Here is a 20,669-nt window from a genome sequence, read left to right on the forward strand (position 1 = left end):
CCACAGACGCGATACATCGCGAGTTCCAGGAGGCAACATGGCGCAGGAGAAGTGGCTCGTCGACGAGCCCAAGGTCATCGACACCGGCATCGTGCGCGCCGTGCGCTCGGGGCTCCACGGGAACCGGCGGAAGGAGGGCATGAGCGGTTGGACCATCGGGCCGATCGCGAACGCCGCGATGACGGTGCCCGCGCCGACGTCCCCGCCGAGGATCCACCCGACGATCACGACGGTGACCTCGACCAGGGTCCGGGCGAGCCAGATCGGCCAGCCGAGCCGCTGGTGCAACCCGACCATCAGGCCGTCTCGCGCGCCCGTGCCGAACCCCGCACCGATGTAGAACGCCGTCGCGACCGCGAGCAGCACGAGTCCCGCCGCGAACAGCCCGATCCGGGCCACGATCCCCGACGGCTCCGGCACCAGCCAGAGCACCAGGTCGGCACTCGGACCGATCGCCAAGGCGTTCAGCAGTGTCCCGATGCCCGGCTTCTGGCGGAGCGGGATCCACAGCAGCAGGATGACGCCGCTCGACACCACCGTGATGACGCCGAACGACCACGGCACGACGTTCTCGAGCCCCTGGGTCAGCACGGTCCACGAGCTCACGCCGACGACCGCTCGGACCTGCAGTGCGGTCGAGGCGCCGTAGAGGAACAGTCCGACGAAGAGCTGGACGAAGCGCAGGGTGAGGGCGGTGCGGCGGGGCATGTGGCCATCGTCCCGACAGATTGGCCTGCTGGTCGAGAGCCAATCGCGCTACCGTGGACCCGTGCCCCCTGTCCTGATCAGTGCCCGCGCCGCTTCCCACCTGCTGACCGACTGGCGCGCCGGGACCGACGCCCCGGCCTACGAGGCGCTCGCCGATGCCCTCCGGGTCCTCGTCATCGACGGACGGGTCGCCCAGGGCGTCCGGCTGCCGGCCGAGCGCGGACTGGCCGCAGCCCTCGGCGTTTCGCGCACCACCGTCGCGAACGCGTACGCCCGGCTGCGCTCCGACGGGTTCCTGGTGTCCGTCCGTGGCTCCGGCAGCGTGGTCCACCTGCCCCGTGACCTGGTCGGGCGGCCCGACCCCGAACGCCTGGGCGGAGTCGTCGAGGGGGACCTGCTCGACCTGCGCAAGGCGGCCCTGCACGCGGCCCCCGGCATCGACGAGGCGGTCGAGCGGGCGGTCCGGCACGTCCCAGCGGCGCTCGCCGGGATCGGCTACGACACCGTCGGCGACCCCGGCCTCCGCGCCGCGATCGCCGCGCGCTACACCGAGCGCGGACTGCCGACGGAGCCCGCCCAGGTCATCGTCACCCTCGGCGCGCAGCACGCGATCGCCCTGCTCGCGCGCGTGCTCGTCCGCCGTGGCGACGCCGTGCTCGTCGAGTCCCCGACCTACCCGCACGCGCACGAGGCCTTCCGCGAGGCCGGCGGACGCCTGGTCGGCGTCCCCGTCGACGCGCGGACCGGGTGGGACGCCGCCGCGCTCGAGACGACGCTGCGTCGCACCGCGCCCTCCGTCGCGTACGTCATGCCCGAGCTCCACAACCCGACCGGTGCGACCATGTCCGCATCGACCCGCCGGCTCCTGCTGTCGGTCGCGTCCTCGGTCGGCACGATCGTGATCGCCGACGAGACGATGGGGGAGCTCCGGATCGACGGGGAGCCGTCGCCGCCGTTGGCGGCGGCGGACCCGTCGGGGTCGTCGGTCGTGATGATCGGTTCCGCCGCCAAGGTCTTCTGGGGCGGCCTGCGGATCGGCTGGATCCGTGCCGACCCGGCGTTGCTGCAGCGGCTGCTGCTCGCCCGCCCCACGGGCGACCTCGGCACCCCCGTGCTCGACCAGCTGGTCGTGCGCGAGCTGGTCCCGCGCACGGCGGCCTTCCTGGAGGCGCGGCGTGCGTCCCTGCGCGAAGGTCGCGACGCCGTCGTGGGGGCGCTCCGGGCGCGGCTCCCGGAGTGGGACGTCCCGGCACCGGCGGGCGGGTTGACGACGTGGGTGGGGCTCGGCCGACCGGTGTCGAGCGCGCTCGTTCTCGCCGCGCGGGCCGAGGGAGTGGTGCTCGCCTCGGGCGGGGTGTTCGGGCCGGACGGTGGGTTCGAGCGGTTCCTGCGGGTGCCGTTCACGATGGCCCCGGCGGATCGGGGGCGATTGGTGGACGTGCTGTCCCGGTCGTGGGAACGGGTGGGTGGCGAGACGAGCGGCGTGCGGGGGTCGTTGGCGGCGGTGGTCTGAGCGGTGCGTCGTCCTGGGGTCGGCGTCATCCTCTGGGGTGAGGTCGGGTCGGGGGTTCTCGCTCCTCGGGGTGATGCGGCTCCGGCGGGGTCCGGCGAGGCTGGTGCCATGAACGCGACCCTGTCCGCCGGAACCCGCTCCGCTGTGCCGACGTCCGTCGAGCCGCCCGCGGCGGTCCCCGCCGTGGTGCGGGTCACCATCGCGCTGAGCGGGGCGTTCCTGGCGGGCGTCCTGACCTCGTTCGGGCAGGCCGTGCCCGCGCTCGCCTCCGTGTCGAACTCGGCCGGGCCGTGGTTCCTCGTCGCCGCGCTGCTGTGCCTGATGGCCGGAGCACGAGGGGGCCGGGTCGCCCTGCCGCTGGCGATGGTGCTCGGCGTCGTGCTCCTCGAGCTCATGCACGTCGGGTACTGGGCCACGACGGTCCTGCGCGGGTTCCCCGACGTGCTGTCGATCACGAACCCCTGGGTGCTGCTCGGGGTGCCGGCCGGGCTGCTGGCCGGAGCGGTCGCCGTGGCGGTGCGGTCCCGCGACGCCCGGTGGCGCGCGGGGGCGTTCGGTGTGACGGCCGCGGTGCTCGTCGGCGAGGGGATCCGCGGGCTGCTGCAGGTCGCCGCGACGACGGGGCACGTCACCTGGGCCGTCGAGATCATCGTCGGCGTGGTGCTGCTCGGCATCGGGGTCCTCGGCACCCGCTCACCCGTCGGGCGCGTGGTGGCGCTCGGCACCGGGGTGGTCGGCACGGTGGCGGTGCTCGGGGCGTACCTGGTGCTCGGCGGGTTCTGATCCTGCAGTCCTGATCCGACGGCGGGTCCTCGCCGCTCCGTCTTGATCCGACGGCGGGTTCTGGCTGCAAGCCGAACGTTCGTCGGTCGGTCCTGCGAGGATCGATGACGTGCACCTCCTCTCGGTCTTCAGCCTGCGCAACCGGGCCCTCATCGCGCTCGTCACGATCGTGGTCGCGGTCTTCGGCGGCATCGCGCTCTCGAGCCTCAAGCAGGAGCTGATCCCCAGCGTCGAGTTCCCGCAGGTCGCGATCGTCAGCGCCTACCCCGGAGCCACGCCAGAGGTCGTGTCGAACGACGTCTCGACCAAGATCGAACAGGCGATCCAGGTCGTCCCGGACCTCGAGTCGACCAGTGCGACCTCGTCGACCGGGCAGAGCGTGGTGTCGGCGTCGTTCCAGTACGGATCGAACCTGGCCAGCGCCGAGGACAAGATCCAGACCGCGGTGAACGCGCTGTCGCTGCCCGACTCGGTGCAGACGCAGATCGTCACCGGGTCCTTCGACGACCTGCCGGTGCTGCAGGTCGCCGTCTCGGCGTCCGGCAACCAGGAACAGCTCGTCGACCGGCTGCAGGCCTCGGCGATCCCCGACCTCGAGAAGCTCGACGGCGTGCGGCAGGCGGACGTCTTCGGCAACCCGGGTCGTCGCGTCGTCATCACGCCGGACCAGGACGAGCTCGCCGCCCGCGGCCTCAGCCAGACGGCGATCTCGGACGCGCTCGACGACAACGGCACCCTGATCCCCGGCGGCACGATCACCGAGGACGGCTCGACCCTGTCGGTGCAGACAGGCGAGCGGATCGCGTCACTCAAGGACATCCGCGCCCTGCCACTCACGAGCTCGTCGGGGTCGTCGGGGTCGTCGGGGTCGTCGGGTTCGGACGGTTCCGGGGCGGGCGCCGCCGGTGCCGACGGGACGGCCTCGTCCGGTGACGGCACGGCTGCGGGTGCGACCGGCACGGGGGCGACCGGCGCCGGTGCGACCGGGACCGGCACGGGCGCGACCGGTGCCGCGCCCACGGGTGACGCCGCGACGGGCGGGTCGACGCCCGCGGCCACGCCGACGGACACCACCCTGGGCGACGTCGCGAAGGTCGCCATCACCGAGTCGCCGCGCACCTCCATCAGCCGTGTGGACGGGCAGCAGGCCCTGACGATCTCGATCACGAAGACGCAGGAAGCCAACACCGTCGACGTCTCGAACACCGTCCGCGATGCCCTGCCCGGCATCGAGGACAAGATCGAGGGCGACCCCCGCTTCACCGTCGTCTTCGACCAGGCGCCCTACATCCAGCAGTCCATCGACTCCCTGGCCGAAGAGGGCCTGCTCGGGCTCGCCTTCGCGGTGCTCGTCATCCTGGTGTTCCTGCTGTCGTGGCGCTCCACGCTCGTCACCGCGATCTCGATCCCGACGTCGGTGCTCCTCGCGGCGATCGGCATGCGCGCCGCCGGGTACACGCTCAACATCATCACGCTGGCGGCCCTCACGATCGCGATCGGCCGCGTGGTCGACGACTCCATCGTCGTCATCGAGAACATCAAGCGGCACATGCTCCCCGGCGTCGACCGCGGCCAGGCCGTGCGGGACGCCGTTCGCGAGGTCGCCGGAGCGGTCACCGCCTCGACCCTGACCACCGTCGCGGTGTTCCTGCCGGTCGCCTTCGTCGCAGAACTCGTGGGGGAGCTGTTCCGACCGTTCGCCGTGACGGTCACCCTGGCGCTCGTCGCGTCGCTGTTCGTCTCGCTCACCATCGTGCCGGTCCTGGCGTACTGGTGGCTGCGCCCGCCGAAGGCGAAGCCGGGCGACGCGACGGCGGCAGCGGAAGCACCAACGGACGCAGAAGCGGCACCGTCGGAGATCGATGCCGAGCGCGCGCGCGAGGGCGACCGCTCGGAGGGTGCGCTCGCCTCCGCCGCGGACCTGCACGACGCCGACCGGGTCGACCGTCTGCGCCGCGTCTACCTGCCGGTGCTCCGGTGGGTCGTCCGCAAGCCGGTCGTCGTCATCCTGCTCGCCGTGATCGTGCTCGGCGGAACGGTCGCCACGCTGCCGTTCGTCACCACGAACTACCTGGGCGACTCGGGGCAGAACACGTTCACGGTCACACAGGACCTGAAGGCCGGTTCGAGCCTCGCCGTCCAGTCCGAGTCCGCACGCAAGGTCGAGCGGGCACTGCAGGACGTCGACGGCGTCGAGACCGTGCAGACCACCATCGGCACGAGCGGCCAGTCGATCCAGGCGGCGTTCGGCGGGGGCGGCAGCGCCTCGGTGCAGTACGCCGTCACGACCGACGCCGAGGCCGACCAGCCCACGATCCAGGCCGACGCGCGGAAGTCGATCGGGAAGATCAAGGACGTCGGCGAGGTCACCATCGCGTCCTCCGGCGGCGGGTTCGGCGGCAGCAGCGACATCGAGGTCGACGTGACTGCGCCGACCCAGTCGCAGCTCGAGACGGCGTCGCGCCAGGTACTGAAGACCATGCAGTCGGTCCCGGACACCACGGGCGCCACGAGCAACCTGTCCGCGGCAGAACCGTTCCTCGCCGTCCGGGTCGACCGTGCCAAGGCTGCGTCACTCGGTCTCACCGAGACCCAGGTGGGTGGCCTCGTCGCCGCCGCGGTCTCGCCGAGGGACACCGGCAGCATCGAGATCGACGACGCGACGCTCGACGTCTACATCGCCGACCCGGAGCCGCCGACCACCATCGCCGCGCTCCGTGCCCTCGACGTGCCGACGAGCACCGGAACGGTCCCGCTGTCCGACGTCGCCACGGTCGAGGAGTCCGAGGGCCCCACCACCGTCACCACGACGAACGCGGCCCGCACCGCCACGATCACCGTGACGCCGGACGCCACGAACCTCGGTGCGGCCGTGCAGTCCGTCACGACCGCCGTCGACGAGCTCGACCTGCCGAAGGGTGCGACCGCCTCGATCGGTGGCGTCGCCGCCAGCCAGTCGTCGGCGTTCTCGCAGCTCGGGCTCGCGGTGCTGGTCGCCGTGCTGATCGTCTACGTGATCATGGTCGCGACGTTCCGGAGCCTGCTCCAGCCGCTGCTGCTGCTCGTGTCGGTGCCGTTCGCGGCGACGGGCGCGATCCTGCTGCAGATCGCGTCGGGCGTCCCGATCGGTGTCGCGTCGCTGATCGGTCTGCTCATGCTCGTCGGTATCGTCGTGACGAACGCGATCGTGCTCATCGACCTCGTCAACCAGTACCGACGGCGCGGGTTGCGGGTGCGCGAGGCGTTGATCGAGGGCGCCACACGACGCCTCCGTCCGATCCTGATGACGGCGATGGCGACGATCTTCGCGCTGCTGCCGATGGCGATCGGGCTGACCGGCAAATCCGGCTTCATCTCGCAGCCGCTGGCACTGGTGGTGATCGGTGGCCTGGTGTCCTCGACGCTGCTGACGCTCGTGGTGCTGCCGGCGCTGTACTTCGTCGTCGAGCGGGCTCGCGAGCGCAACGACGACCGGATCGCCGCGGGCAAGACCCGGAAGCAGGCGCGCGCTGAGCGACGCCAGGAACGCGTGGAACTCCGGCAGGAACGACAGCGGCGACGAGCGGCGCGTTCCGGCAGCGCTGCCTAGCGGCGGTACTCGGCGTCGATCGCGGCGAGGGGCGACACGACGACGCGCTCGGTCCGCTCCTCGCGCTCGACGGCCCGGAACCACGACACGAGCACGAGGGTCAGCGTCACGAGGAACACCACGGCGGCGACCTGCGACACGACGGCCAGCTGTCCGGTGACCGAGGCGTACCCGCCGAACGACACCGCGGCGACGAACGACAGCCCAAGCAGCAGCTCCCCGAACGTCTGCAGCGCAGGGCGGTCCCAGCGGGTCGCAGCGGCGCGGGCAGGGCGGGTCGAGGTGTCGGTCACCCCCGAAGTCTGCGGCCAGGGGGTCGGCAGCGGCAGTCCCGACTCCGGGTGGCACCCACCCGGGGCACGCGGTCGGTCTCCTGTGCCGGCAGCCGGCAGCCGGCAGCCGGTCGGCCGCCCGTGGTCAGCCCAACTGCGTCCGCAGGAACGTGACCACGCGGCGGCTCATCGCCTCGTCGAGCTGGGCGATCGAGTGCGCCGTGCCCTCGACCGCCACGAACGTCACCGGGACGTCGTGGGACCGGAGCGTCGCGGCGAACTCCTGCGACTCCCACATCGGGATGAACTCGTCGGTGGAGTGCCCGACGAAGAACGGCGCGGTGTCCGAAGTGACGTGGAACTCGGGCGACGCCCGCGTGGCCGCCGGACACCTGGCGTACGACCGGCACCCGAGGTAGAGCAGCTGCTTGCGCTGGAAGGCCGCGGACACCCCGTCGGGCTCGGTGGACCGGGTGGTCAGGTTCGTCGGCCCGCTCAGGTCCACCACGGCACGGACCCGGTCACCGTCGGCGTACGCGGCGGAGTCGTGGTCGGTGACGGCGAGCATCGCGGCGAGGTTGCCGCCGGCGCTCCCGCCGAACACGCCCACGCGCTGGGAGTCGACGTCGTAAGTCTCGAGCGTCGCGGGACGGAACACGTAGTCGAGCGCACGGCGCACGTCGTCGAGCCCCGCCGGGAACGGGTCCGTCGGGGCCAGGCGGTAGTCGACGTTGAACGTCACGAAGCCCTCGGACGCCAGGTACTTGCACACGGACCGGTACGCGGCCGTCGCCTTGTCGCCGTGCGACCAGCTGCCACCGTGGATCATCAGGACCGCCGGGCGTCCGGTGGTGGCCTCGACCGCTTCGGCATCAGGGTCGGCGGTGGCCGAGGCGGACGGCGTCGCGGTGGGCGTCGCCGTCGTCGCGGGGTCGCTGTCGGCGGGCAGGCACACGTCGAGGCGCTGCAGCGGGTCGGTGCCGTAGGGCACGTCGGCCACCACGTCGATGCCGTGGTACCGCAGCGACAGCGGGTAGATGACGCTGTCCGCGGTCACGGTGGCGTTCTCGTCGCCGACCGGGTCCGTGCTGCAGGACGCCATCGCGCCGAGCGCCACGACCGCGGCGACGAGCGCGAGCACTGAGCGGCGGCCGGACTTCATCACGTCCACGCTAGCCGCCCCGGCGACCGCCCACGTCACCCGAGCGGAGGACGGCAGTGCGAGGATGAGCACGGCAGCCGCCGACCGGAGCACCGCAGGAGGACCCGTGAGCAATCGCAAGGCCTGGAACGCCGATCCCGAACCACTGCTCCGCGTCGAACCCGGGTTCCGCCTCGACCAGGTGGACCCGGACGGCACCCCGGGCTTCCCCGGCCGAAAGATCGACGGCCTCGAGGCCCTCGCCGCCGGCGCCTCCCGTCTCGCCGCCCTGCAGGAGCGCCTGTACGCGGCGTCGACCGCCGGCGACGAGCGCCGGGTGCTGCTCGTGCTGCAGGCGATGGACACCGCGGGCAAGGGCGGCATCGTCTCGCACGTCGTCGGTGCGGTCGACCCGAACGGCGTGCACTACGCCGGCTTCAAGGCCCCGACGGCCGAGGAGCGCGAGCACGACTTCCTCTGGCGCATCGAGAAGCAGCTGCCGGCAGCCGGGCAGCTCGGCGTGTTCGACCGCTCGCACTACGAGGACGTGCTCGCCCAGCGCGTCCGCGGGCTCGCCGCGCCGGACGAGATTGAACGCCGGTACGGCGCGATCACCGCCTTCGAGGACGGCCTCGCCGCCGCCGGCACGACCATCGTCAAGGTGATGCTGCACATCTCGAAGGACGAACAGCGCGAGCGTCTCGGCGACCGGCTCGACCGCCCCGACAAGCACTGGAAGTTCAACCCGGGCGACATCGACGACCGCCTGCTCTGGGACCGCTACCAGCAGGCGTACCAGATCGCCCTCGACCGCACGTCGACCCCGCAGGCGCCCTGGTACGTCGTCCCCGCGAACCGCAAGTGGTACGCCCGCCTCGCCGTGCAGCAGCTCCTGCTCCGGGCGCTCGAGGACATGCACCTGTCCTGGCCCAAGGCGGACTTCGACGTCGCCGAGCAGCGTCGGCGGCTCGCGGAGTCCTGAGCGCGCGTCCCCCGGCCTGGAGGCCCGTCCCGCGCCCGGCACGCCGCCGTCGGACCGCGTGGGGCTGGCGTCAGGGCACCGGCTCGCGTAGACTCACTCGGTCGGCCTTCGACGTCGTGACATTGTGATCACGGAAATCCTGCTGGGTGTGTGTTGCTCGAGGGCTGGAATCACGTCGACTCGCGACGGGATGAACCCCCTCTCCGCAAGCAGCCCCCGCCGATGTCGCTGTCGGGCGCTGCGGTACGTTGCGCACCCGAGAAAGCAGCCATGGCCCCGTACAACAAGGGCGGCGCGGACAACCGCGCCTCCGACCGCGTCCGCCACCCGAACGGCACCCCCGCCGCCCGCAGCAGCAAGCACCGCGGGTTCCGCGCCGCCGACTCGTCGCAGCCGCGCCAGAAGCAGCGCTGGGACGCCGAGGAGCGTCGCGGTCGCGCGTCGCAGGGCGAGCGTCCGGCCCGTCCGAACTGGGAGCCGCGTGACAGTGGCGGCCAGCGTCGCCCCGACCGCGACGACCGTGGTGGTCGCGGCTTCAACCGTGACGACCGCGCCCCGCGTCGCTTCGATCGTGACGACCGTGCGCCCCGTCGTGACAACGACGACCGTCCGCGTCGTTCGTTCGACCGCGACGACCGCGCTCCGCGTTCGTTCAACCGTGACGACCGTGCGCCGCGCAGCTTCAACCGCGATGACCGTGCGCCCCGTCGTGACAACGATGACCGTCCGCGTCGCTTCGACCGCGACGACCGCGCCCCGCGCAGCTTCAACCGTGATGACCGTGCACCGCGTCGCGACAACGATGACCGACCGCGTCGATCGTTCGACCGTGCGCCCCGTCGGGACAACGACGACCGCCCGCGTCGTTCGTTCGACCGTGACGACCGTGCGCCCCGTCGGGACAACGACGACCGTCCCCGTCGCAGCTTCGACCGTGATGACCGCGCTCCGCGCAAGTTCGACCGCGACGACCGCGCTCCTCGTTCGTTCAACCGCGACGACCGCGCGCCCCGCCGTGACAACGACGACCGCCCGCGTCGCTCGTTCGACCGCGACGACCGCGCCCCGCGCAAGTTCGACCGCGACGACCGTAGCGACCGCACCCCGCGCCGCTCGTTTGACGAGCCCGAGCGCGGCAAGTTCGTGCCCGCAGACGACGTCAAGCTCGAGAAGCTCCAGGCCGAGGCCACCATCGCGGCCGACGTCGAGGGCGTGACCTTCGGCGACCTGGGCATCGGCGGCAACATCTCCCGCGCCCTGCAGGAGCTCGGCGCCTCGAGCCCGTTCCCGATCCAGGCGGCGACGATCCCCGACGTGCTCGCCGGCAAGGACGTCCTCGGCCGTGGCCGCACCGGCTCCGGCAAGACCATCGCCTTCGGTGCGCCGCTGGTCGAGAAGCTCATGGAGCACGGCGGCGGCACCAAGCGCAAGATGGGCCGCGCCCCGCGTGCGCTCATCCTCGCGCCGACCCGTGAGCTCGCCCTGCAGATCGACCGCACGGTGCAGCCCATCGCCCGCTCGGTCGGCCTGTTCACGACGCAGATCTACGGCGGCGTCCCCTACGGCCGCCAGGAGGGCGCACTCGAGCGCGGCGTCGACATCATCGTCGGCACCCCCGGCCGTGTGCAGGACCTCATGAACAAGGGGAAGCTCGACCTCAGCGAGGTCATCATCTCCGTGCTCGACGAGGCCGACCACATGTGCGACCTCGGGTTCCTCGAGCCGGTGCAGGAGATCCTCTCCGCCACGGCCGAGGTCACCCCGCAGGGCAACCGCGCGCAGAAGCTGCTGTTCAGTGCGACGCTCGACACCCAGGTCGCGGCGCTCGTCGAGCAGTTCCTGCACGAGCCGAGCGTGCACGAGGTCGCGGGTGAGGACCAGGCGTCCTCGACCATCGACCACCGTGTCCTCGTGGTCGAGCAGCGCGAGAAGGACCGTCTCCTCGAGGAGCTGGTCGCCGGCGACGGCAAGACCATCGTCTTCGCCCGGACCCGTGCCTACGCCGAGCGTCTGGCCGACCAGTTCGAGGACGCCGGCATCCGCGCGACCTCGCTCCACGGTGACCTGAACCAGTCGCGCCGCACGCGTAACCTGCAGCTGCTCACGAGCGGCCGCGTGAACGTGCTCGTCGCCACCGACGTCGCCGCCCGCGGCATCCACGTCGACGACGTCTCGCTCGTCGTGCAGGCCGACGCCCCGGACGACTACAAGGCGTACATGCACCGCTCCGGCCGCACGGGTCGTGCCGGCAAGGAGGGCACGGTCGTGACGATCGTCCCGCGTGGACGCATCCGCAAGATCGAGGGCATCCTCGAGCGCGCCGAGATCGAGGCGGACCTGGTGCAGGCCGCACCCGGTGACGGCATCGTGTCGGAGCTCGCCGCGCGCTAGTCGCGACCAGACGACGGACGGGAGGCCCGGTACCAGCTGGTACCGGGCCTCCCGTCCGTCACATGGTGAGCACCAATGGTCGGGTCGCGACGTCGGACCCGACCATTCCTGCTCACGAAGCGACCGCGCGACCGCGCGACCGCGCGCGCTTGCGCCCCGCGCGCTCAGCGGTTGAAGAACAGCAGCCCGCGCACGAAGCCCGCCTGTCCGGCGTGCTGCGTGCAGTCGTCCAGGATGCTGACGAGTCGCGCGCCGGCCGTCACGGGCGGGTCCCACGCGTCGTCGACGACGGGGTCGAGGTCGTCCGGGCCGAGCGTGCCGAGGTACGCGACGGTGCGCTCGTGCACCGCCCGCAGGTACCCGGTGAGCAGCTCGGCAGAGGCCCGCACCCGCCCGACGTCGTCGCGGGACATGCCGTAGCCGAGCGCCTCGGCCGGGAACGGCAGCCCGAACCGGTCGTACCAGCCGTCCGCCGTCCAGACCTGCTCGGAGCCGGCGAGGTCGGCGATCTGCACGTCCTGGCCGCGGGCGATGTGCCACGCGAGCCACGCCAGCGTGTTCGCCCCGGCTGCCGGTCGTGCCGCGAGCTGGTCTTCGGAGAGCCCGTCGACGGCCCGCTCGACGGTCTCGGGGATGCGGGAGAACGCTTCGGTGAGGAGTTCAGAGGGGGTCATGGCGCTCACGCTACGCGCGGGCCGTGACACCGGCTGTCACACGGCGGCGCTGCGGTGGTGGCGCTCCAGGGCGGCACCGAGGCCCTCGAACGCGGCGGCGACCACGGCGCGGTCGGACGGTGCGACGACCTGCCGGAACGCGTCGGAGTACACGGCGCCGACCTCGCGGGCGACTGCCGTGCCCGACGGCGTGAGGTGCAGCAGCACGCTCCGGCGGTCCTCGGGGTTCGGGCGACGCTCCAGGTGTCCGTGCTTCTCGAGCCGGTCGATCAGCGACGTCATCGCGCCTGTCGTGAGTTCGAGGTACTCGCCGGCCTGCTTCGGGGTGACGCCGTGGCCGCCGGCGGCGCTGAGGAAGAACACGAACCGGGTGTCCGTGGCGTTCAGTGCGCGGACCGTGCTCTCGTGGTGCAAGACGCGCGCGTGCTGCATCTGGAGCACGCGGAAGGCGGTGAGCAGTCGCGGCAGGTCGGCGTCGGGGTCCGTGTCGGCGGTGACGGGGTCGAGCGCAGTGACGTCGGGCGACATCGGTGCCGGCGGTGTGGTGGGGGCGACGCGTGCCGCGGGGACGGCGGGTGCGTGCGGGGGGAGGACGACCGGGTCGGTGTCCGTCATGGGAGCTCTTCTCGGGTACAGGGTGGGAACTTCAGTCAACAAGTAACTCACTCGTCAAGATACCCCCATCAGTGGGGACATCTCAGGTCTTGTGAGCTGCTCGAGGGCCAAGTAGCTTGATCGTCGTACCACCTCGGCACGTAGCGCGACCAACCACCGCGGGCCCGTCCGAACCACCGATCAGATCTCTTCCTCACGGAGTCCAACCATGTCTCGTGTCACGCCTCGTGCTGCCCGCCTCGCCGCCTGGATCGCCATCCCCGCCGCCCTCGTCGCCTCGGGGGTCGTCGTCTCGACGGCCTCGTACGCGGCCTTCTCCTCGACCACCGTCAACCCGACGAACAACTGGACGGCCGGCAGTGTCGCCCTGTCCGACGACGACAACAACACCGCGCTGTTCACGGCGAACAACCTGAAGCCCGGCTCGACCGGTGCGAACTGCATCGCGGTGACCTCGACCGGTTCGCTGCCCTCGGCCGTGAAGCTCTACGGCACGAACGTCTCGACCACGAAGGACCTGGCGGCGAACGTCAACCTGACCGTCGAGCAGGGCACCGGCGGCGGCTTCGGCTCCTGCTCCGGCTTCACCCCGGCCGCCACCGGCGGCTCGCTCTACAGCGGCACCGTCGCGGGCTTCGGCGCCGCCTCGACCAACTACGCGACCGGCGTCGGCACCTGGGCCCCGACCGGCACCGCGTCCGAGACGCGCGTCTACCGCGTCACATACACGGTCTCGAGCACCGCCCCGAACACCGTGCAGGGCGGCACCGCAGCCCTCGGCTTCACCTGGGAGGCCCAGAACAGCTGAGCCGGGACCGGGGCCGAACCAGCCCCGTCCGTTCCCTCCCCGCAACGCGCCCCCGGTCGAAGGCAGTCATGAGCAGCATCGCAGTGCACGGTGGTCCCGCACCGCACGCAGCGGTCCGTGACGCCGTCGACTGGGGGCGCGTCGTCGTCGCCACCCTCGCCCGGGGCGTGGTCGCGACGTTGCTCGGCCTCGCGCTCTGGGCGGCCGCGCCGGCGCTCATCGGGTGGCAGCCGACCACCGTGATGACCGGTTCGATGGAGCCGCGGATCGTCCCCGGCGACGTGGTCGTCTCGCGCCCAGTCGGCTCGGGCGAGATCGCGACGGGCAAGGTCCTGCTGGCCGACGACCCGGACCAGGCGGACCACCTGCGCATGCACCGCTACGTCGAGGACGGCCCCGGCGGCACCATGGTCACGAAGGGCGACGCCAACCCGCAGCAGGACTCCACACCGATCGAGCGCTCGGCCGTGCACGGCATCGCCTTCCTGCGCATCCCGTTCATCGGGACACCGATCCGCTGGATCAGCGCGGGGGAGTGGGGTCTGGTCGCGATGCTCGCGCTCGGCCTGACCGCGGTGCTCGCGCTCTGCACGATCGACGGGTCGCTCCGGCGACTCGTCGAAGCCGACGCCGACGACGACGACGCCGCCGACGGTGCGGCCGGTGGCCCCGACGACGCGGCCCGTCCGGACGACGCTGCCGGTCCGGTGGGCGGTACGGACGACGGCCTGGAGGCGCGGGACGGCGCCGCCACGGGCCTCCCGACCGCCGCGCCCACCGTCCTCACCCGTCGCGCGCTGCGTCGACGAGTCCGTCGCAGGCGGCGCCTGCGCCGCGTCGGCGGGGGCGCCGCGGTGCTCGCGCTCGCGGCGGCAGTCGGCGTCCTGCTGCCCGGAGCGGCGGACGCGGCCCCGTGGTCGCGGACCACCGTCGCACCGACCGCGGCCTTCACGGCGGGCACGGCGACCGGTGTCCCCACCCTGACCTGCGCCCCGGCCGGGTCGAACACGGTGACGATCACCTGGACCTACGACAACGGCGCGACCGTGCCGGTGTCGTTCGACCTGATGAACGGGACGACGCAGGTGGCCAGCACGACGACCGTCGGTGCCCGTTCGATGGTCTACGGGGGTGCCGGACTCCTGAACCTCGGCACCACGTACACGCTGCACCTCCGCACGAACCTCGGCAACAACTGGACGGCGACGAGCACACCGACCGTCAAGGTCCGGGTCGTCTCGGTCCTCGGCCTGGCGTCCGCCAGCTGCGTGACCGCCTGAGTCCTCCACAGGGCACCGCGAGGTGTCCGGAGATGTCCCCGGCCGGCGTTACCGTGGCCGCATGCGCATCCTGCACACCGGCGACTGGCACCTCGGCCGCACACTGCTGGGTGCCGACCTGCTCGAGCACCAGGCCGCGTTCACCGACTGGCTCGTCGACCTCGCCCACGAGCGCGCGGTCGACCTCGTCGTCATCGCCGGCGACGTCTACGACCGTGCGATCCCGCCGGTGGACGCCGTCCGCATGCTCTCCCGCGTGCTGGAGCGCCTCGCCGAGACCACGACGGTGGTCCTCACGCCGGGCAACCACGATTCCGCCGCGCGGCTCGGCTTCGGTGCCGGCGTGATGGGGCAGCGCGTGCGCATCCTCGCCGAGCCCGCCCACGTGGCCGATCCGGTGCTCGTGCCCGACGACGACGGCCCGGTGGCCGTGTACGGCATCCCGTACCTGCACCCCGACCTCACGCGGTACGCCCTGGCTGCGGTCCCCGACGAACCCCTCGCCCGCTCGCACCACGCCGTCGTGCACGCCGCAACCGAACGGATCCGCGCCGACCTGGCGACGCGGGCCGACACCCGCAGCGTCGTCGTCGCGCACGCCTTCGTCGGGGGCGCCGACCCGAGCGACAGCGAGCAGGACATCCGCGTCGGCGGGGTCGACCGCGTGGCCGAGTCGGTGTTCGACGGGTTCGACTACGTCGCCCTCGGGCACCTGCACGGCCCGCAGCGCGTCGGCGACGACGGCCGGATCCGGTACGCCGGGTCGCCGCTGGCGTTCTCGTTCGGCGAGCGGCACCAGCGGAAGTCCGTGACGATCGCCGACCTCGACGCGGCGGGTGCCGTCACCGTCGAGCTCGTACCGACCCCGGTGCCGCGGCGGCTCGTCGACGTGCGGGGCAGCATCGACGCCATCGAGTCCGGGGAGTTCCGGGCCGATGCCGACGCCTGGGTCCGCGTCGCGGTGACCGACACCGTGCACCCGGAACGCATGTACGCCCGCGTGAAGGACCACTTCCCGCACGCCCTGGCGATCACGCACGAACCGGCGGACCGGCCGGCCGCCACCGCAGCGCGGGCCGTCACCGCGACGTCCGACCCGGTCGAGGTCGCCGGCGACTTCGTGGCCTTCGCCACCGGCGGGCTGCCCGACGACGACGAACGCGCGGTGCTGACCGAGGCGTACGAGGCCGCGGTGCTCGCCCTGCAGCGTGAGGGGGACCGCTGATGTACCTGCACCGACTCGAACTGCGCGCCATCGGGCCCTACCCCGACCTCGTGACGATCGACTTCGCGGCGCTGGCCGCCTCCGGGGTCTTCCTGCTCGAAGGGCCGACCGGTTCCGGCAAGTCGACGATCATCGACGCCGTCGTGTTCGCCCTGTACGGCGGACTCGCCGGATCCGACGCCAGCTCCGACCGGCTGCACAGCCAGCACGCCGACCCCGCGGTCGAACCGTTCGTCGAGCTCGTGTTCGAGACCGGTGCGGGTACGTACCGGGTCCGGCGCACCCCGCAGTACGACCGCCCGAAGCAGCGGGGGACCGGCACGGTGAAGCAGCAGGCGTCCGTGCAGCTGTTCCGGCTCGCCGCGCCGTCCGACGTCGCCGGCGAGCCCATGTCGTCCCGCATCCCCGAGGTCGGGGTCGAGATCGCCCGGATCGTCGGGCTCGACCGCGCGCAGTTCCTGCAGACCGTGGTGCTGCCGCAGGGCGAGTTCGCACGGTTCCTCCGCTCCCCGGGGGAAGACCGCCGGAAGCTCCTGCAGTCGCTGTTCGGCACCCAGGTCTACGACCGCACCGCCGACGAGCTCGCCGCTCGCCGCCGGGCCGTGCAGGCCGAGGTCGAGGGGGCCGACGACCGCGTCCGCGAGGCCCTGGCCCGGTTCGCGCAGGCGGCCGACCTCGCTGACGCCGACGAGTCCGTCGTCCCCGGCACGGTGGCGTCCCTCCGCGCGACGGCCGACGCCGCCGGGGCGGCCCGGACGGCTGCGGCTGCCGCTGCGACGGCGGCGACCGAGCACGAGCGATCGGTGACGGCCCGTGCGGCCGCCCTCGAGCGACGAGCGGGGCTGCTGCGGCGCCAGGCGCTCCTCGACGACGACGCCCCGGCGATCGAGCAGGCACGGGCCGCGGTCGCGACGGCCGAGCGCGCCGCCCGGGTCGCCGCGGTGGCCGACGGCCTCGACGCCGCAACCGTCCGGGCGGACGACACCGCCGCGGCAGCCGCCCGGTTGCGCGAGCAGCACGCACTCGGCGCCGTCGACGCACAGCAGGTCGCCCGGCGCCGCGACTCGCTGACCGACGCCCTGTCCGACGTCCGGCACCTCGTCGCGGTCGAGGCCGACGCAGACGCCAGGCGCACCGCCATCGCCGAGGCCACTGCGACCGCATCGCGCCTCACCGACGACCTCGCCGCCCTCGACACCGCGCTCGAGGCCCGGCCGACGGAACGAGCCCGGATCGTCGAGGCCGCCCGCACCGCCTCGACGACCGCTGCCGACGCCGACGCCGCCGCGCACGAGGTCGCCCGGGTGCAGTCGCTCCGCGCCGACCTGGCCGCCCGCGACCGTGCCGAGCAGCGCGTCGCCGGTGCCGAACGCATCGTGGTCGATGCCCGCCGTCGGGCCACCGAGGCGCTCGATGCCGAACGCTCCCTGCGCGAGCGCCGTATCGCCGGGCTCGCCGGAGAGCTCGGTGCCGCGCTGACCCCCGGCGACCCCTGCCCGGTCTGTGGATCGACGGCGCACCCGTCGGTGGCCGCGCCGCAGGACGACCACCCGACGATCCAGGCGGTGGAGTCCGCGGGCGACGCCACGCGTACGGCCGATCAGCAGCTCGCCGACGCCGCGGCCGACCTGGCCGTCGAGCGCGCCGAGCACCTCCGGCTGACCGACGTCGTCGGCACCGTCGACACGGTCGCCCTCGACGCCATGGCGGTGGCCGCCGACGAGCGGGTCCGAGCGGCGCACGACGCGGCGGTGCTGGTGCTGGAGCACGAGCGCGAGCGGACGGCGCACGACACCGCGACGCGGGCGCTCGAGCGCGAACGGAACGACCTCGATGCCCGGCGCACGGTGCTCGCGTCGACCGCGGCCTCCGATGCCGAGCGGCTCGAGGCCGACCTGCGATCCGTGCACGAGGCGATCGACCGGCTCGCAGCACTGCTCGACAGCGACAACGGCAGCTCGCCTGCGTCGCTCCGGGCCGTGGTCGACGAACTCGACGGACGGCTGACGGTGCTCCGCGCCGTCGCCGAGGCCGACGACCGCGCGGCTGCCGCTGCCCGCGCCCGCGACGAGCGCAGCGCCGAGGTCGCCCGGGTCCTCGACGAGCAGGGGTTCCCCGACGTCGACGCCGCACGAGCCGGCCTGCTCGACCCCGACACCGTCGCACGCTTCCGCAGCAGCATCAGCGCCGCCGAGGCCGAACGCGCCGTCGTGCGGGCAGGGCTCGACGACCCCGCGGTGGTGCAGGCCGCCGACGACGATCCGGAGCAGCTCGACGTGCCGGCGGCCCAGGCCGAACGGGTCCGCGCGACGGCCGAGCTCGACGAGGCCACCCGGCTCGCGGTGACCGCTGCCCACCGTGCCGAAGCCGTCGAGCAGTGTGCGACCGAGGTCGACCGCACCGTCCGTGCGCGACAGGAGACCTCGGCCCGCAGCCGCGCGGTCGTCCGGCTCGCCGACGTCGCGAACGGGGTGGCATCGGTCAACCCGACCGGCATCACACTCGGCACCTACGTGCTCATGCGGCGCTTCGAAGACGTCGTGGTGGCAGCGAACGACCGGTTGCGCGGCATGCTCGCCGGGCGCTTCACCCTCGAGACCTCCGACGAACGGGAATCCGGGTCACGGGCGCGAAGGACGGGGCTCGCCCTCGCCGTGCACGACCACACGACCGACACCGTCCGCGATCCCCGCAGCCTGTCCGGCGGCGAGACGTTCACCGTGTCGCTGTGCCTGGCGCTCGGGCTGGCCGACGTCGTGCAGGCCGAGGCCGGCGGGGTCTCGCTCGGCACCCTGTTCGTCGACGAGGGGTTCGGCACGCTCGACCCCGAGACCCTCGACGACGTCATCGGGCAGCTGTCGCGACTGACCGCGGGCGGGCGACAGGTCGGGATCGTCAGCCACGTCGAGGAACTCAAGCAGCGGATCCCGGAGCGGATCGCGGTGCGACGCACCCCGGCCGGCGGGTCGCAGGTGACGACCACGGTCTGACCAGACCCGACCCGACCAGACGCTACGGGGTCGGCGTCGACTCCACCGTGCCGTCCGGCGGCGGCAGGATGTCCGCCGCGATCCACGGGAACACCCACTGGAACAGCACGAACACGATGGCGACGAGGAGCACGAGCAGCTCGAGCACCTTCAGGGCGGTGGGGCCGGGCAGCAGCCGCCAGACCAGGGGGAAGATCACTTGACGGTCTCCGAGAGTTCCTTCGGGGTGCCCTCGGACGCGGGCATCCAGTAGTCGAGCTTCGCGTGCGTCACGAACCGCTCCGCCGCGGACCACATCGGGTGGCAGGCGGTCAGCGTGAGCCAGCGGTCCTGGGGGGTCGGTTCCACACCGGGCTTGTTCGGCACCGGCGCGATCGTCTCGATCTTGTCGGGCGTGACGATCTGGCTGTCGGTGACCTTGTAGACGTACCAGACGTCGAACTTCGTCTTCGCGTCGGTGACCCGGACCACGACCGAGTCGCCCTTCTTGAGCTCCGCGATCTGGTTGAGGGGCTTGCCGTAGGTGACCCGGTGTCCGGCGACGGCGAAGTTGCCGGGTGCGCCGGGCATCGCGGTGTCCTGGTAGTGGCCGAGCCCGATGGTGTTGAGGACCTTCTCACGATCCGTGCCCTCGCCGATCGGCCGGTTGTAGTCCTTGCCGAACCGGGGGATCTGCATCGTGCCGAAGACGTCCGACAACCCCGGCGGTTCGTCCAGCACGGGTGCGGTGCCGCGGTGCTCGGTGCCCTCGACCTTCGGGGTCTTGACCTGGTCGAGGCCCTGCACGAGCTTCGTCTGCTCGTTCACGGCGACCACGTCGGTCCACCACGCCGTCCACACGACGTACAGGCCGGTGCCGGCGCCCGCGATGATGAGCAACTCGGCGATGAGCGACACGATCGCGCCGCCGACCGTCTGCCGTCTGCGCGGGGAACGCCGGGACCGCGAACCGGCTTCGTCGTCCCGTGCGCTGCGGCGCGACGGGAGGGTGTCGTGTGCGGTCACGGGGCTCCTGATCGGCTGGGTGGTCGGACAGGTCTATCAGATCACGGCGACAGGCCGGTGACGACGTTCTCCCCACCCCCGTTAACGTGGGGGCATGGAGTACCGGATCCGCCCCTTCCGCACCGAGGACACCGACGCGGTCGTCGCCCTGTGGGAAACGTGCGGCCTCGTCCGACCCTGGAACGACCCCCGACGTGACATCGCCCGCAAGCTGACCGTCCAGCCCGAGCTCTTCCTGGTCGCCGAGCCCGAGCCCGAGCCCGGCACCGACACCGACGTCGTCGCCGCGGGCATGGCCGGCTTCGACGGGCACCGCGGCTGGGTGAACTACCTCGCCGTGCGCCCCGACCTGCAGGGCTCCGGCCTCGGTCGCACCCTGATGGCCGAGTTCGAGCGGCTCCTGACCGACCTCGGCTGCCCGAAGCTCAACCTGCAGGTGCGTGCGGGCAACGAGCGGGTGCTCGGGTTCTACGCCTCCCTCGGCTACACCGACGACCGCACGGTCTCGCTCGGCAAGCGCCTCATCCCCGACGCCTGACCGCGCCCGCCCGTCGCACCGTGCGGGTTCGGTCATCCGGTGCGGCGTTGGCGGCTCGGTGCGGTGCTGCAAGTCCGCACCGGGCGGTCAACCTCGCACGGTTCGAACGACTCGGCACCGTGCGCGGCCCCGCCCGGCCCCGCCCGGCCCCGCCC

The 20,669-nt window shown here is 72.7% G+C and carries 17 protein-coding genes; 10 read left to right on the forward strand and 7 right to left on the reverse strand.

Annotated elements, in window-relative coordinates:
• Window positions 1–708, reverse strand: a 708-nt coding sequence (locus DEJ05_RS17050; RefSeq protein ID WP_258376182.1) for a YitT family protein, incomplete at its 3' end; no start/stop codon positions are given.
• A gap of 61 nt (window positions 709–769) precedes the next feature.
• Here DEJ05_RS17050 and DEJ05_RS17055 point away from each other — a divergent pair.
• From DEJ05_RS17055 to DEJ05_RS17065, 3 genes are all read left to right on the forward strand, one after another.
• Window positions 770–2,221: a PLP-dependent aminotransferase family protein gene (locus DEJ05_RS17055; RefSeq protein ID WP_258370629.1), complete on the forward strand. Its 1,452-nt coding sequence runs from the start codon at window positions 770–772 to the stop codon at window positions 2,219–2,221.
• Between the two features lie 108 nt (window positions 2,222–2,329).
• Window positions 2,330–3,004: a DUF6518 family protein gene (locus tag DEJ05_RS17060; protein WP_111030868.1), complete on the forward strand. Its 675-nt coding sequence runs from the start codon at window positions 2,330–2,332 to the stop codon at window positions 3,002–3,004.
• A 109-nt stretch (window positions 3,005–3,113) separates the two neighbouring features.
• Window positions 3,114–6,593 (forward strand): efflux RND transporter permease subunit, encoded by a 3,480-nt coding sequence (locus DEJ05_RS17065; protein ID WP_111111203.1) that lies wholly within the window; start codon window positions 3,114–3,116, stop codon window positions 6,591–6,593.
• Here DEJ05_RS17065 and DEJ05_RS17070 read toward each other — a convergent pair.
• Together DEJ05_RS17070 and DEJ05_RS17075 are read right to left on the reverse strand one after the other, a co-directional pair.
• The gene (locus DEJ05_RS17070; protein ID WP_111024960.1) at window positions 6,590–6,886 is read right to left on the reverse strand and encodes a hypothetical protein; all 297 of its coding nucleotides are present in this window, start codon (window positions 6,884–6,886) and stop codon (window positions 6,590–6,592) included. The two genes, DEJ05_RS17065 and DEJ05_RS17070, sit on opposite strands and share 4 nt — an antisense overlap.
• A gap of 124 nt (window positions 6,887–7,010) precedes the next feature.
• Window positions 7,011–8,027, reverse strand: coding sequence for an alpha/beta hydrolase (locus DEJ05_RS17075; RefSeq protein WP_146245135.1), 1,017 nt, complete (start codon window positions 8,025–8,027; stop codon window positions 7,011–7,013).
• Window positions 8,028–8,133: 106 nt separating this feature from the next.
• Between DEJ05_RS17075 and DEJ05_RS17080 the strand changes: the two genes are divergently transcribed.
• Both DEJ05_RS17080 and DEJ05_RS17085 read left to right on the forward strand, forming a co-directional pair.
• Window positions 8,134–8,988, forward strand: coding sequence for a polyphosphate kinase 2 family protein (locus tag DEJ05_RS17080; protein ID WP_181433175.1), 855 nt, complete (start codon window positions 8,134–8,136; stop codon window positions 8,986–8,988).
• Between the two features lie 270 nt (window positions 8,989–9,258).
• Window positions 9,259–11,379 (forward strand): DEAD/DEAH box helicase, encoded by a 2,121-nt coding sequence (locus DEJ05_RS17085; protein WP_111030862.1) that lies wholly within the window; start codon window positions 9,259–9,261, stop codon window positions 11,377–11,379.
• 164 nt (window positions 11,380–11,543) lie between these two features.
• On the opposite strand, the gene DEJ05_RS17090 is transcribed toward DEJ05_RS17085, so the two are convergent.
• Both DEJ05_RS17090 and DEJ05_RS17095 read right to left on the reverse strand, forming a co-directional pair.
• A complete protein-coding gene (locus tag DEJ05_RS17090; RefSeq protein WP_111024957.1) occupies window positions 11,544–12,053 on the reverse strand; it encodes a DUF664 domain-containing protein in 510 nt (169 codons plus the stop codon).
• A 36-nt stretch (window positions 12,054–12,089) separates the two neighbouring features.
• Window positions 12,090–12,668 (reverse strand): MarR family winged helix-turn-helix transcriptional regulator, encoded by a 579-nt coding sequence (locus tag DEJ05_RS17095; protein ID WP_111030860.1) that lies wholly within the window; start codon window positions 12,666–12,668, stop codon window positions 12,090–12,092.
• Window positions 12,669–12,876: 208 nt separating this feature from the next.
• Here DEJ05_RS17095 and DEJ05_RS17100 point away from each other — a divergent pair, with 208 nt between their 5' ends.
• The 4 genes from DEJ05_RS17100 to DEJ05_RS17115 all read left to right on the forward strand — a co-directional run bounded on the left by DEJ05_RS17100 (window position 12,877) and on the right by DEJ05_RS17115 (window position 18,971).
• Complete coding sequence (locus DEJ05_RS17100; RefSeq protein ID WP_110864334.1) at window positions 12,877–13,476, forward strand: hypothetical protein; 600 nt, start codon at window positions 12,877–12,879, stop codon at window positions 13,474–13,476.
• A 68-nt stretch (window positions 13,477–13,544) separates the two neighbouring features.
• The gene (locus tag DEJ05_RS17105; protein ID WP_111030858.1) at window positions 13,545–14,756 is read left to right on the forward strand and encodes a S24/S26 family peptidase; all 1,212 of its coding nucleotides are present in this window, start codon (window positions 13,545–13,547) and stop codon (window positions 14,754–14,756) included.
• 61 nt (window positions 14,757–14,817) lie between these two features.
• Window positions 14,818–15,981: an exonuclease SbcCD subunit D gene (locus tag DEJ05_RS17110; protein WP_111030856.1), complete on the forward strand. Its 1,164-nt coding sequence runs from the start codon at window positions 14,818–14,820 to the stop codon at window positions 15,979–15,981.
• A complete protein-coding gene (locus DEJ05_RS17115) occupies window positions 15,981–18,971 on the forward strand; it encodes an AAA family ATPase (protein ID WP_111111205.1) in 2,991 nt (996 codons plus the stop codon). Before DEJ05_RS17110 ends, DEJ05_RS17115 begins: the two co-directional genes overlap by 1 nt.
• 22 nt (window positions 18,972–18,993) lie before the next feature.
• Here DEJ05_RS17115 and DEJ05_RS18230 read toward each other — a convergent pair whose 3' ends face one another.
• Window positions 18,994–19,170, reverse strand: coding sequence for a hypothetical protein (locus DEJ05_RS18230; RefSeq protein WP_156463787.1), 177 nt, complete (start codon window positions 19,168–19,170; stop codon window positions 18,994–18,996).
• Window positions 19,167–19,976: a class E sortase gene (locus tag DEJ05_RS17120; RefSeq protein ID WP_258372509.1), complete on the reverse strand. Its 810-nt coding sequence runs from the start codon at window positions 19,974–19,976 to the stop codon at window positions 19,167–19,169. The genes DEJ05_RS18230 and DEJ05_RS17120 overlap by 4 nt, the downstream gene beginning before the upstream one ends.
• 94 nt (window positions 19,977–20,070) lie before the next feature.
• On the opposite strand from DEJ05_RS17120, the gene DEJ05_RS17125 reads away from it, so the two are divergent.
• Complete coding sequence (locus tag DEJ05_RS17125; RefSeq protein WP_111111207.1) at window positions 20,071–20,514, forward strand: GNAT family acetyltransferase; 444 nt, start codon at window positions 20,071–20,073, stop codon at window positions 20,512–20,514.
• The last annotated feature ends 155 nt before the right edge of the window (window positions 20,515–20,669 follow it).

The organism is Curtobacterium sp. MCLR17_045, assembly GCF_003234405.1.
GTDB lineage: Bacteria > Actinomycetota > Actinomycetes > Actinomycetales > Microbacteriaceae > Curtobacterium > Curtobacterium flaccumfaciens.

What these genes read in the sequence shown, in the direction of transcription:
- DEJ05_RS17115 (WP_111111205.1), top strand. Translation starts at nt 15,981, where the DNA reads ATGTACCTGCACCGACTCGAACTGCGCGCCATCGGGCCCTACCCCGAC.
- DEJ05_RS17090 (WP_111024957.1), bottom strand. Translation starts at nt 12,053, where the DNA reads ATGACCCCCTCTGAACTCCTCACCGAAGCGTTCTCCCGCATCCCCGAG.
- DEJ05_RS17095 (WP_111030860.1), bottom strand. Translation starts at nt 12,668, where the DNA reads ATGACGGACACCGACCCGGTCGTCCTCCCCCCGCACGCACCCGCCGTC.
- DEJ05_RS17075 (WP_146245135.1), bottom strand. Translation starts at nt 8,027, where the DNA reads ATGAAGTCCGGCCGCCGCTCAGTGCTCGCGCTCGTCGCCGCGGTCGTG.
- DEJ05_RS17085 (WP_111030862.1), top strand. Translation starts at nt 9,259, where the DNA reads ATGGCCCCGTACAACAAGGGCGGCGCGGACAACCGCGCCTCCGACCGC.
- DEJ05_RS17110 (WP_111030856.1), top strand. Translation starts at nt 14,818, where the DNA reads ATGCGCATCCTGCACACCGGCGACTGGCACCTCGGCCGCACACTGCTG.
- DEJ05_RS17060 (WP_111030868.1), top strand. Translation starts at nt 2,330, where the DNA reads ATGAACGCGACCCTGTCCGCCGGAACCCGCTCCGCTGTGCCGACGTCC.
- DEJ05_RS17100 (WP_110864334.1), top strand. Translation starts at nt 12,877, where the DNA reads ATGTCTCGTGTCACGCCTCGTGCTGCCCGCCTCGCCGCCTGGATCGCC.
- DEJ05_RS17105 (WP_111030858.1), top strand. Translation starts at nt 13,545, where the DNA reads ATGAGCAGCATCGCAGTGCACGGTGGTCCCGCACCGCACGCAGCGGTC.
- DEJ05_RS17125 (WP_111111207.1), top strand. Translation starts at nt 20,071, where the DNA reads ATGGAGTACCGGATCCGCCCCTTCCGCACCGAGGACACCGACGCGGTC.